12 protein-coding genes are annotated in these 11,777 nt (G+C 64.9%); 6 read left to right on the top strand and 6 right to left on the bottom strand.

Annotation, left to right across the window (positions count from 1 at the left end):
• Positions 1 to 349 precede the first annotated feature (349 nt).
• Together VEI45_RS06705 and VEI45_RS06700 are read left to right on the top strand one after the other, a co-directional pair.
• Positions 350 to 739: a hypothetical protein gene (locus VEI45_RS06705; RefSeq protein ID WP_324851332.1), complete on the top strand. Its 390-nt coding sequence runs from the start codon at positions 350 to 352 to the stop codon at positions 737 to 739.
• A gap of 52 nt (positions 740 to 791) precedes the next feature.
• The gene (locus VEI45_RS06700) at positions 792 to 1,313 is read left to right on the top strand and encodes a hypothetical protein (protein WP_324851330.1); all 522 of its coding nucleotides are present in this window, start codon (positions 792 to 794) and stop codon (positions 1,311 to 1,313) included.
• Between the two features lie 70 nt (positions 1,314 to 1,383).
• Here the strand turns inward: VEI45_RS06700 and VEI45_RS06695 are convergent, their stop codons facing one another.
• Positions 1,384 to 2,361, bottom strand: coding sequence for an alpha/beta hydrolase family protein (locus VEI45_RS06695; protein WP_324851328.1), 978 nt, complete (start codon positions 2,359 to 2,361; stop codon positions 1,384 to 1,386).
• 445 nt (positions 2,362 to 2,806) lie between these two features.
• Here VEI45_RS06695 and VEI45_RS06690 point away from each other — a divergent pair, with 445 nt between their 5' ends.
• Complete coding sequence (locus VEI45_RS06690; RefSeq protein WP_324851326.1) at positions 2,807 to 4,015, top strand: DUF7159 family protein; 1,209 nt, start codon at positions 2,807 to 2,809, stop codon at positions 4,013 to 4,015.
• Between the two features lie 52 nt (positions 4,016 to 4,067).
• Here VEI45_RS06690 and VEI45_RS06685 read toward each other — a convergent pair whose 3' ends face one another.
• The 5 genes from VEI45_RS06685 to VEI45_RS06665 all read right to left on the bottom strand — a co-directional run bounded on the left by VEI45_RS06685 (position 4,068) and on the right by VEI45_RS06665 (position 8,608).
• Positions 4,068 to 4,739 carry a DUF4389 domain-containing protein gene (locus VEI45_RS06685; RefSeq protein WP_324851324.1) on the bottom strand — a complete coding sequence of 224 codons (672 nt, stop codon included), beginning with the start codon at positions 4,737 to 4,739 and terminating at the stop codon, positions 4,068 to 4,070.
• Between the two features lie 118 nt (positions 4,740 to 4,857).
• Complete coding sequence (locus VEI45_RS06680) at positions 4,858 to 5,730, bottom strand: LLM class F420-dependent oxidoreductase (RefSeq protein WP_324851323.1); 873 nt, start codon at positions 5,728 to 5,730, stop codon at positions 4,858 to 4,860.
• Between the two features lie 27 nt (positions 5,731 to 5,757).
• Entirely contained in the window at positions 5,758 to 6,297 is a 540-nt protein-coding gene (locus VEI45_RS06675; protein ID WP_414687414.1) for a YceI family protein, read from the bottom strand.
• A gap of 21 nt (positions 6,298 to 6,318) precedes the next feature.
• Positions 6,319 to 7,332 carry an alcohol dehydrogenase catalytic domain-containing protein gene (locus tag VEI45_RS06670; RefSeq protein ID WP_324851319.1) on the bottom strand — a complete coding sequence of 338 codons (1,014 nt, stop codon included), beginning with the start codon at positions 7,330 to 7,332 and terminating at the stop codon, positions 6,319 to 6,321.
• A gap of 16 nt (positions 7,333 to 7,348) precedes the next feature.
• Complete coding sequence (locus VEI45_RS06665) at positions 7,349 to 8,608, bottom strand: cytochrome P450 (protein WP_324851318.1); 1,260 nt, start codon at positions 8,606 to 8,608, stop codon at positions 7,349 to 7,351.
• Between the two features lie 331 nt (positions 8,609 to 8,939).
• Between VEI45_RS06665 and VEI45_RS06660 the strand changes: the two genes are divergently transcribed.
• From VEI45_RS06660 to VEI45_RS06650, 3 genes are all read left to right on the top strand, one after another.
• Positions 8,940 to 9,377: a hypothetical protein gene (locus VEI45_RS06660; protein WP_324851316.1), complete on the top strand. Its 438-nt coding sequence runs from the start codon at positions 8,940 to 8,942 to the stop codon at positions 9,375 to 9,377.
• A gap of 29 nt (positions 9,378 to 9,406) precedes the next feature.
• Positions 9,407 to 9,625, top strand: coding sequence for a hypothetical protein (locus VEI45_RS06655; RefSeq protein ID WP_324851314.1), 219 nt, complete (start codon positions 9,407 to 9,409; stop codon positions 9,623 to 9,625).
• 423 nt (positions 9,626 to 10,048) lie between these two features.
• Positions 10,049 to 11,777 (top strand): toll/interleukin-1 receptor domain-containing protein (locus tag VEI45_RS06650; RefSeq protein WP_324851312.1); only part of this gene is annotated, 1,729 nt, incomplete at its 3' end.

The following is an 11,777-nucleotide window of genomic DNA, read 5'->3' as shown; positions in this document are numbered from 1 at the left end:
CAGTTCTGTGGGCATCAAAGAATGGTTGTGAATATGTCTTCTGCCGTTGCCGGCGGCCTGGTGGCCGACACCGCTCGCGGGTTTTGGCGCAGCGGCGCGCCGCTAATGGCGCTGCCGTTGTTCGGTACCCGGGATACTCAGACCCAAAGGCCCGCGGCGGGGTCCAACCCTTGTATAGACGATGGATCCGCGCTAGCGTTTCGACGTCTTCTATCGCGATCGAGACGGAGTGATCATCATCGACGCAGAGTTCAGTGATGCCTTGCACGGCACAAAGCGTTCCAAGGGCGGCGGGCCGGATGACGGTGAGGCGCCCGTCATTGTCAGCTTGGTCGAGGCGGCGATGCAGATGTTCGCCGCAGCGATCGACGCCTTGCCCGACACCAACGATCCGGAGTTCTCCGGACGCGCCGCGGTGATCCTTGCCGGCCTACGAAAGCTGCAGACCGCACTCACCAAAGCAGCGTCTCGCGGCCGGGCGACACCGTCGGTCATCGTTTCGCTGAGCGGAGTTCGAACGCGCTACGACGATCTGATGGCAATGGCCGCCGAGGCGCCCGGGGCGACGTTGGGCCAACAACTGTATGCCGTGCGTCGGCGCGCCAAATTGTCGGCGCAGGAAACCGCCAATGGCGCGGGGCTGACGGCCGATCTCCTCGACGCCATCGAGGCCGACGAAATCCCGACGGATGATGAAGCGGCCCGGATCAAGGAACTCCTCGCCGCCTTGGGTGCCTGACCCGGCGTCCAGCCCCGCCGAACGGCTTCGCTCGCCGGTAAGTCGGACGTTGATGGCTGCCGCTTTGACGTGGACGCTCGTACTGGGCGCAACGTTTTTGGCGGTGGGCCGGCTACATTCATCGCCCGCCGATTCTGTTGAGCACCCCAGTCGTACGGCCACCGACGACCAGACCAAAACCGAGGTCGTCGACCAAGCGAGATTCATCGTCGCGATCGCTGGGCTCCAGCGTCCAACGGCGGGTTATCTTTTGATGTCCTGTAAAGACCGCGATGATCCTCCGTATCAGGGAGCGGTCTACATGAATTTCGAGTTGCCCGCCGATGCCCGCGTCGACGAGTATTTCCGGAGCATCGCGGCGGCCATGGTTGCCCGCGGCTGGCGTGCGGGGTTACCGCCCAACCAGCACCTGCTCGGCAAAACGTTGTCCAAGAACGGTGTCACCGCGATGCTCTACCCCGACAGCGACTCCCCGAAGCATGGAGTCGCGCGTATCTATGGTCAGTGCCGCGACTTGAACAACCACCGCGGCGACCCGACGGGATGGATCGATATCAGCGGCCAACTGCACTGAACCTGGACAAAAAACTGCGCTTGACGGCTCACCGTCAAGCGCAGTTTGCTCGCAAAGGTTAGCCGACCGATCAGCCGTGGGCGCCGAGGGCACCCTGAAGATCACCCTTCATGGCGTTCAGCTGGGCGCCCCAGTACTCCCAGCTGTGGGTGCCGTAGGCCGGGAAGTTGAACACGGCGTTGTGGCCGCCCGCGGCGTTGTAAGCGTCTTGGAACTTCTTGTTGACGCCGATCATGAAGTTGCTTTCGATGAACGTAGCCGGCAAATTGGCGCCGCCCAGTTCGCTCGGAGTCCCGTTGCCGCAGTACACCCAGAGCCGGGTGTTATTGGCGACGAGTTGGCCGACGTTGATCAAGGGGTCGTTGCGCACCCATGCCGGGTCGCTGTCTGGCCCCCACATGTCTTCCTTCTTGTAGCCGCCGGCATCACCCATCGAGAGGCCTATCCAGCCCTGCCCGGTGGACGGGCTGAGGTAGCCGGACAGCGAACCGGCGTAGATGAACTGACCAGGGTGGTAGATCGCCAGATTCATTGAAGATGCACCGGCCATCGAGATGCCCACCGCGGCGCTGCCGGTCGACTTGACGCTTTTTTGCGAGGCGAGATAACCCGGCAGCTCGCTGGTCAGGAAGGTTTCCCACTTGTAGGTCGAGCAGCCGGCCTTTCCGCAGGCCGGGCGGTACCAGTCGGTGTAGAAGCTGGACTGCCCGCCAACCGGCATGACGATCGACAACCCGGACTGGTAGTACCACTCGAAGGCGGGCGTGTTGATGTCCCACCCGTTGTAGTCGTCCTGGGCGCGCAGACCATCGAGCAGGTACACGGCGGGGGAGTTGTTTCCCCCGCTCTGAAACTGGACCTTGATGCTGCGGCCCATCGCTCCCGAAGGCACCTGCAGGTATTCGACCGGAAGACCGGGCCGGGAGAAGGCCCCCGCCGTCGCCGCTCCACCCAGAAGGCCGACGAGGCCCGGTAGTGCGGCGGCCGCAAAAGCGGCGACCGTAAGTCGCCGCACCCAGCCACGCATCTTTTCGCTCAGGTATGTCATCCCTGCCCCTTGTCGTAGGCCGTCGTGCGCTAGTCGCAAAACTTACCGTGTGGTACTCCATATGTCGATCAGGACGCAAAGGTGTTTCGATTCTGCATCGGCCATCGCGACCTGCGCGGAGCCTGTGGTAATTGGGTCGGTGGCAACTTTCCGGTGCAATTTTTAGAACCGGAATTTAGCGGGTCTTTCGCCACGCAAGGCTCGTCCGGTGACCGGGGTGGCTGCGCGTCGGCCGCGAGGATCTCGCTCGACGTCGCAGGTCATCGGGATGTCGAGCAGGGGTGTCTATACCCGTTCGGCTCTTGTCGCGAGGAGCGCGTAGGCTCACCGAGGGTAGACCGACGAGAGCACGCTGTCCCGGTCCTCGCCGCGCACGAACCAACCGCATCAACGGTCTCGTGCTGGCTGCGGCGCATGGACATTGGGGCACGATTGAGGTGCAGATTTGGACACGGTACTTGGGCTGTCGCTGACATCTACGTCGGTCGGCTGGGTCCTGGTGGAAGGCCGCGACGCTGACGGCGCCATCCTGGATCACGAGGATTTCGACGTGGCTTCCGGCGGTGGGGTGCAGGCGGTTTACACCTCGGAGCAGGCGACCGCGGCCGTGTTGGAGGCGCAAGCGGCGGCGGCCAGCTATGACCACCGTATTCACGTTATCGGCGTGACCTGGAGCGACGAGGCGGCCGCCGAGGCTGCGCTGCTGCTGGAGTCGCTGACCAACGCCGGCTTCGACAACGTTGTCCCGATTCGGCTGCACCAGGCGTGCGACGAGCTGGCTAGGGCGATCGCGCCGGTTGTCGGCTATGAGAAGGCCGCGGTTTGCGTGCTCGACGGCGATTCGACGATCGTCGCAATGGTCGACACCTGCGACGACGAGCAACAAACGGCCATCAAGCGGCTGCCGGGCGGCGCGGGCCGGCTGGTCGGTTGGCTGACCAGCCTGTTCAACCGGAGTTCATGGCAACCGGGCGGCGTCGTCGTCGTTGGTCCCGATGAGGACCTCGAAGCGCTGTCGTGGCGGCTTGAGAAAGCGGTGCCGGTCCCCGTCCTCACGCAGACCGGCGCGCAGTTGGCCCTGGCGCGCGGAGCCGCGCTCGCCTCGGCTGACAGCACGGAATTCACCGACACCGAGATGATCGAGACCGTCTCTGGCGACCGAGGGGGGAGGGGAAGCACCCGGCAGAACTCCTACGCAGGGGCGTTGACGATGTTGGTCGCCGGGGCGGTCACACTCGTGGCATCGCTGTCGCTCGCCTTGGGCCCACGTCTGGTTCCCGACCGAGCTGCCGGACCGGTCCAACATGTGGCCCACCGGGCGGCGAGCGCTCCCGCCCCGCAAGCTCCGGCTCCGCGGCCGGCAGCGGTCGAGGCACCGATTGCGCGACCAGCGCCAGCGCCGGCCGAACATCCGACCGAAGTTCCAGCGGCTGCCCAACCGCAGACCGTCGCTTCCGAGGAGCCGTCGGCCGGACTTCCCGCCGCAGCGCCAGTCCCGCCGCCCGCACCGCCGCAGCCGGTCCCTCCTCCGCCACCTCCGCAACCGGATCCGCATCCACTGCTCACCAAGCTGCGTGAGCGCCTGCACGGTCAGCAAGACCAGCCGGCGCCTCCGCAAGGCCCGCCGGCCAATCCGGGCGCACCGCCTCCATAGTCGCCAGATTTCCCGATTCTTAAGCGGCTCCGGCTGTTTCGGGCAGTTTCGACTATCCGGCTTCGCGTGGACCGGTGTCGAGACGCAGCGGCGGGTAATCGTCGCGCAGCAGCCCGCTGTAGGCACGAACCCGGATCGCCCACCGATTGATCCCAATCAGGAAGTCGTACAACCCCTTTGGGTAGCGTCCCGTGAACAGCAAAGCCACCACAGCGATTATCAGCAGGATGACGAACAGCGGCGGCAGATCGTAGGCGACGAACTCATTCGGGTCGAGCCGCAAAAGCCGCCAGCCGCCGGTAAATAACGCCAGCAGTATCAGGTAGTGCGGGATGGCCAAGAGCCACCACTTGATCAGCACCAGACCCCGGCTGAGCCGCTCGGGATAGTCGACCTCCAGATCGGCCGGGTAGTCAGCTTTTGAATGCAAGCTGAACGGCGGATATTTGTCGGTGCCCAGTGCGACCAACGCATAGAAAGCAACGCGCCAGCGCCATCGCATGACGCCGAGACTGAAGTCGAACAACGCGCGCGGGTACTTCCCGGTGAACAGGATCGCGAAGAACGCAATCACCCAGACCACGACGACCGCGAAATGCAGAAAGAACAACACGATGTAGTGCGGAATGGCGAGGATCCACTTGACCAGCCATTGCCAGCGCGACAATGCGGGATCGAGGTCAGCTCGAACCCGGACGGGGTAGGAGTTGGATTCGGGTTGCATGATCGGCAGCTCCTTATGCGATTCGGCTATCGATGAACCGACCACAATTGTTTCGCATAAGGGCCGCCGACCCTAGCATTTAGCGCCGCCAGATCGTTAGGCAGCGGTGCACCAGGGCCTAACCCGCGAAGGCCCTGGCGGTTTCGGCGGCGGTGGTCAACGCGCCAAGGTGGTCGTCGACCGATACCAGCCCAGCGTTCATCGTGTTGATCGAAATATGGGAGGCGCCCGCCTCGGCCCAGACCCGAAGACCGTCGGCAAGGTCATCGGGGTTGCCGTTCCAGGACACCCGGCCCTCCATGGCGATCTGGGCGGGATCCCGACCAGCCTCCGTCGCGGCTTCCGCGACGGCTTGCCGTGCCTGATCCAGTTTCGGGCCGGGGCCCACCATCGGAAACCAGCCGTCGCCAAGCCGACCGGCTCGCCGGCACGCGCGCGGTGAAGCTGCCCCGAACCACACCGGAATCGGCCGCTGAATCGGCAGCGGCGCCAGTCCGGCTCCGGTCACCCGGTGATAGATGCCGTGGTAGGTGACGGTCTGTTCGGTCCACAGCTTGCGCATCAGCTCCACCTGCTCTTCGCTGCGCTTGCCGCGGTTCGAAAAGTCTTCGCCCAGTGCCTCGTATTCGACCGCGTTCCAGCCGAGGCCAACACCCAGGCGTAGCCGCCCGCCGCTGAGCAAGTCCACCTCGGCCGCCTGCTTGGCAACCAGGACGGCTTGTCGCTGCGGCAGGATCACGATGCCGGTCACCAGTTCCAATGACGTGGTCACGGCAGCGAGATAACCGAACGTCACCAGCGGCTCATGGAAAGTGTCGTGCAGGTCATAAAAACCGTCCCAGCCGACGTGAACCTTCGGATCGGCACCGACTACGTGGTCGTAGGCAAGTAGGTGGGCAAACCCAAGCCCTTCGACGTGCTCGGCATAGGCTCGCACTGCACCCGCGTCGGCACCAATCTCGGTCTGCGGGAACACCACTCCGATCCGCATCTGCACTCCCCTGTTCGGATTGTCCGGTCAGGTGTCTTTGGCCCGCTGCGCACTGAACGACACGGTGACCTCGTCGGCGACCTTCAACGAGCCCATCAACAGCGAGTATGGCTTGACCCCGAATGCGGATTGGCGAACGACGGTCTGACTGGACAGCCGCCAGACATCGCCGAGATCGTCGGTGCGCAGATCGATTACCTGCGCCCTGGTCTTCCCGCGGATCTGCAGCGTCCCGGCTAACTGGTAACCATCCCGGGTTTGGTCGACGGTGTCGGCGTCGAAGCGGATCTGGGGGAAGCGTCCGGCGCCCAGCTGTCGTAATGCGTTGGAGCGCACCACAATCTTCTCCGGTCCGGACAACGGTGTCAGGCCACCTTCGCCATGCAGGACTTCGAGCGAATCCACGTCGACTTCCAGCTGCGCTGCCGCGGGTTCGCCGTCCGACCACGTCACGGTAGCCTGCCAGCGCTTCATCGCGATGGTGAGCCGGTGCCCCATCTTCGCCGCCCGGCCTGCGACACCGGTGTGAATCAATAACTCACCGTCAGACGCGTCGATGGTCCAGATGTCGGTCACGGACCGACTGTGTCACATGGTCAAAACGGTGCGGTAATGAGCTCGCCCTTGCTCCAAGGCTGCGTAGCCTTCGGCCGCCTGCGACAACGGTAGCTCTTCGATCCACGCCCGCACGTCGGACAGGACCGCGAAATGCATGGTGTCTTCGACGTCTTTGGCCGTACCCGAGGGATGGCCGACGATGCTGACCCCGGGCGTGATGAGCTGGATGGGACTGATCGGCAACGGTTCAGGCGTGACGCCGATCGTGACGAGTTCACCCTGTGGCGATATCCCGCCGACCGTTGCGGCCATGGCCGGCGAGTTGCCCGCCGTCGCCAGCACGACCGCCGCGCCGCCCAGGGCTTTCAGCGCTTCGGCGGGATCGCCGGCGGTGGAGTCGATGTAGTGGTGGGCACCCAACTTCCGGGCGTCCTGCTCTTTCCCGCCGCCGCGGGCGATTGCGATGGTCTCGAAACCCATCGCCCGGGCGAACTGCACCCCGAGGTGACCGAGTCCGCCGACACCGAGGATGGCAACCCGATCGCCGGGCACTGCCTTCGTATGACGCAAGGCGTTGTAGGTGGTAACGCCAGCGCAGCCCATCGGCGCGGCTTCCGCGTCGGAAAGCCCGGCCGGTATCCGGGCGAGCGCACTCCCCGGGACAGTCACCGACTCCGCATATCCGCCCGGGTATTGGTAACTCGGGATCTTCCCGTTCTCGCAATGAATGAACCGGCCTTTTCGGCACTGATCGCAGTGGTAGCAGCACCCGCCGAACCACCCGACCGCGACGCGATCGCCGACCGCGAAACCCTCGACACCCGCACCGAGCTCCGCGATCGTTCCGGCGATTTCATGCCCGGGGGTCAACGGCCACGTCATGCCCGGGAAGCCACCTGAGACAAAGTGCGCGTCCGTGCCGCAGATCCCACAGGCGGTGACGGTCAGCCGCGCCTCATCGCGACCCGGTGGCTTGGTTTCGACGTCGACCAGCGCTAAGGCTGCATTTGCGGAGGCTACGTGTACAGCTCGATGGGTTGCCATTGCTTGAATATAAGTCCTAGTGCGCGACAGGGCATTTCGCCCCACTGGTGTGGTAGTCGACCTGCCAGTGCTTGATACCGTTGAGCCAGCCCGAACGCAGCCGCTCCGGCGTACCGACGGACGTCAGGTCGGGCATCTGATCGGCGATCGCATTGAACATGAGGTCGATCGTCATCCGCGCCAGGTTGGCCCCTACGCAGTAATGCGCGCCGGTACCGCCGAATCCCACGTGCGGGTTGGGATCACGCAGGATGTTGAAGGTGAACGGGTCGTCGAACACCTCTTCGTCGAAATTGGCTGAGCGGTAGACCATCACCACCCGCTGGCCTTTCTTGATCTGCACGCCCGACAATTCGTAGTCCTCCAAGGCGGTCCGCTGGAAGGACGTGACCGGGGTGGCCCACCGGACGATCTCGTCGGCCGCGGTGGCGGGCCGCTCTCGCTTGTAGAGCTCCCACTGGTCGGGGAAGTCGGTGAACGCCATCATGCCCTGGGTGATCGAGTTGCGGGTGGTCTCGTTGCCGGCTACGGCGAGCAGGATCACGAAGAAGCCGAACTCGTCATCAGAGAGTTTGTGGCCGTCGACGTCAGCCTCGACCAGTTTGGTGACGATGTCCTCGCCCGGGTTCTTCGCCCGGTCGGCGGCCATCTGCATGGCGTACATGATGAGTTGCATAGACGCATCGATGGCGTCGTTGTTTTCGAACTCGGGATCCTGGTCGCCGACCATCTGGTTGGACCAGTGGAACAGCTTCATCCGGTCCTCTTGGGGGACACCCAGCAGCCCTGCGATGGCCTGCAGTGGCAATTCGCAGGACACTTGCTCGACGAAATCGCCGGAACCCTCGGCCGCGGCCCTCTCGACGATGCGCCGGGCACGCTCGTTGAGGTCATCGCGTAGGCGCTCGACGGCCCGGGGGGTGAAGCCGCGCGAGATGATCTTGCGCAGCCGGGTGTGCTGCGGCGCGTCCATATTGAGCAGGACGAATTTGCCCCGATCGATCTGCTCGCCGACTGTGCCGTCTTTATAGCGCGGCAGGGCGGTTTTCTGCAGGCTGGAGAAGACATCGCTGCGTATTGAAACCTCTTTGACGTCCTTGTGCTTGCTCACCACCCAGAAGCCGCCGTCGTCGAACCCGCCCACGCCGAGGGGTTGCTCGTTCCACCAGATCGGCGCGGTTCGGCGCAGTTCGGCCAGTTCTTCGACCGGCAACCGCTCGGCGTGGACGTCGGGATCGGTGAAATCGAACCCGGGTGGGAGATTTGGAGTCGGCATCGGGGGCACTCCTATGAATATGAATACGACTTGAAGACCGCTAAAAGTGAAGCGTTCTGGCTCAGTAAAGCATCGCGACCGCCCAGATGGAACGCGTTCTCACCGGATTGCCGGGCGACGGATTGAAACGTGTTCTCACCACCTGCGTGGGCACGACGGCAAAGGCACTGGAGGTGATGGGCAGGCATCGCTGGCAGGCAGTTGATCATTGGCCGATCTCCCCATGTGGCCGGAGCAAATCACCCTTGTGGTCGGGGCGGCACTGGCTATGCTTGCCCCAGGCCGCCGGGGGCGATGCATGGCCCCCGCACCGCGACACCGAAGGTGGGTCATGATTCGCCAACTGTTCATCGCCGCTGCGATCACGGGTACCGCCGTCGGCATCGCGCCGGTCGCCGCCGCCGACCCGGGAAATTACGACGGCGACGTGCCGGGGATGAACTACGACGCATCGCTGGGTGCGCCGTGCGACAACTATGAGCGGTTCATCTTCGGACGCGGCCCGAATGGTCAGGCCGAGGCATGCCACTTCATCACCAATCAGTTCCCGGCCGCACAATCGGGGTTCTGGGTAATCACCTACCCGCTTAACGGTGTTCAGCAGGTCGGTGCGAAGTGCGACAACCCGCGCGGGTCGTCGGCCCAGTCTCCCGACGGGCTTCCGATGCTGTGCACCGAACACGGCTGGCAGGTTGGGCAGCTGACCGGCGGTGGATTCCCGAACGCCACTGGCGGAGGCTTCCCATCGGACACCGGCCAGACCGGATAGCCACATCACACAGGTATAAGGAGACTGCGATGGCCTTCAAGCCGAAGGACGCGATCGACGCCGCCCGAGACATCGTGGCCAACGCAGTCGAGAGGTCGGCGGACATCGTCGAAGACGCAGGCCATATTCTCAAGGGTGACATCGCCGGCGGAACCGGTGACATCGTCCACAACTCACTGGACATCGCCACCTACGCCGTCGAGAGAGCCAAAGAGGTCTTCACCGGCCAGCCCGCTGACGACGAGTAGTTAGACGGCGCCTGCGGCGGCGAGCCGCGGCGTCAACGTTTGCGTCTTCCCTCCCGCGGGTACGGAAGGTCACCATCCTTTCGGGTGCACAGCCGCCGTCTCATCGCAGGAGGGGTCCCTGACCGACGTGACGATTCGAGATTGCCGCCAGCACAGTTGGTTTCGGCGCGGGCTGGCCGCCGCCCTTGTGGTCACCGGCGCGCTCGGGGTAGCCACCGTCGGCTGACCCTGCCGTGGGATCAGTGGCGCGGCGCCAGCGCCATACGTTAGGAGCTCACCAAATACGGCATGGGCACCGGGATATCAGGTTGCTGGTTCGCCCTGCCGGGGCCGCGAACTCGCATAAGCTGTTGCGATTCGTAAGCGCCGGCGCGGGACCGGTGACGCAGTTGTCTAGCTGACAAATACCGGAAAGCCTGAACAATGTCCGACTTCCATCAGCAACGCGCTTCGTCTCCTAGACATCCGACTCAGCAGTCACCCGCGACGGGTAACTATCCGCCGCCAGGAGACGAGGGCGTTCCGACGCCGCCTTCGCTCGACGGCGAGGTCGATCAGGCGCAGACGCCGGTGGCCTACGACGCCTTCTTGTCCTACGCCCACCGGGATAAGGAAGTCACCAGCGCGATCCAGAAGGGGCTCCATCAGATCGGGCGGCGGGTGGGTCAGTTGCGTGCGCTGCGGGTGTTTCGCGACGACACAAATTTGACCGCTAATCCGGACCTGTGGGCCAAAATCACCGAGGCGCTCGACGGGTCGCGATTCATGATTGTGGTGCTGTCGCCCCAGTCGGCGGCCTCGCACTGGGTCAACGAGGAGATCAAACACTGGCTCGAGCAGCGTGGGCACGACGGATTGATGTTGGTGCTGGCCGAGGGCAGTCTGCGGTGGGACGCCACGGAGGGCCGGTTTGACCCTGGGCGGTCCAGCGCCGCTCCGCCGGTATTGACCGAGCCCGGGTCGCTACCGGCTGAGCCGCTCTACATCGACGTGACCGACGATGCGCCCTGGGAGCTTCAGTCCTTGGCGTTTCGCGACAAGGTCACCTCGCTGGCGGCCCCGATTCACGACAGACCGAAAGACGAGTTGACCGGTGATGATCTTCGTGAGCAGCGTCGTTTTCGGCGTCTCCGGGGCGTGGCGATCGGCGCGATGGCGGTGCTGACTATCGTCGCGGTCGTCGCAGCGGCTTTTGCCTTCGTGCAACGAGGAGAAGCGATCCGACAGCGACAACAAGCCATTCAGGAAGCGCGCGACGCGCTGGCCGCCCAACTGGACACCGAAGCATCCGCGGTGTTTTCGGGCGTCACCGGCAAAAGTGACATTCGCGCGCTCGCCGACACCTTGGCTGCCAAGCGAATCCGGTCCGACCCCACGGCCAGTCGCGGCGCGTTCTACACCGCCACCAGCGCGCTGAACACCACCCGCATGATCATCCCCACGCCGGCAACGGTGCGCATTGTGGCGTTTAGCCCCGACGGGCACACCCTGGCCTCTGGGAGCACCGATGCCACCGTGCGGTTGTGGAACCTCACCGACCCGGCCCACCCCGCACCGCTGGGCGCCCCCCTAACCGGCCACACCGGCCCCGTGTTCGGTGTGGCGTTCAGCCCTGACGGGCACACCCTGGCCTCAGCCAGCGCCGATGCCAGCGTGCAGTTGTGGAACCTCACCGACCCGGCCCACCCCGCACCGCTGGGCGCGCCCCTAACCGGCCACACCGGCCCGGTGTTCGGTGTGGCGTTCAGCCCCGACGGGCACACCCTGGCCTCCGCCGGCGACGACGCCAGCGTGCGGTTGTGGAACCTCAGCGACCCGGCCCACCCCGCACCGCTGGGCGCGCCCCTGACCGGCCACACCGGCCCGGTGGAATGTGTGGCGTTCAGCCCCGACGGGCGCACCCTGGCCTCCGGCGGCGACGACGGCACCGTGCGGCTGTGGGACCTCACCGTTCCGGCCCACCCGGTCCCGCTGGGCGGGCCCCTGACCGGCACCGACACCGTGTCCAGTGTGGCGTTCAGCCCCGACGGGCACACCCTGGCCTCCAGCAGCCTCGATGGCACCATCCGGTTGTGGGACCTCACCGACCCGGCCCATGCGGGCCCGCTGGGCGAGCCCCTGCGGGGCCACACCGGCCCCGTGTTCAGGGTGG

The organism is Mycobacterium sp., assembly GCF_035623875.1.
Classification (GTDB): Bacteria; Actinomycetota; Actinomycetes; order Mycobacteriales; family Mycobacteriaceae; genus Mycobacterium.
Note: the sequence above shows the minus strand (reverse complement) of the source record. Positions and strands in the feature narration are given on the sequence as shown.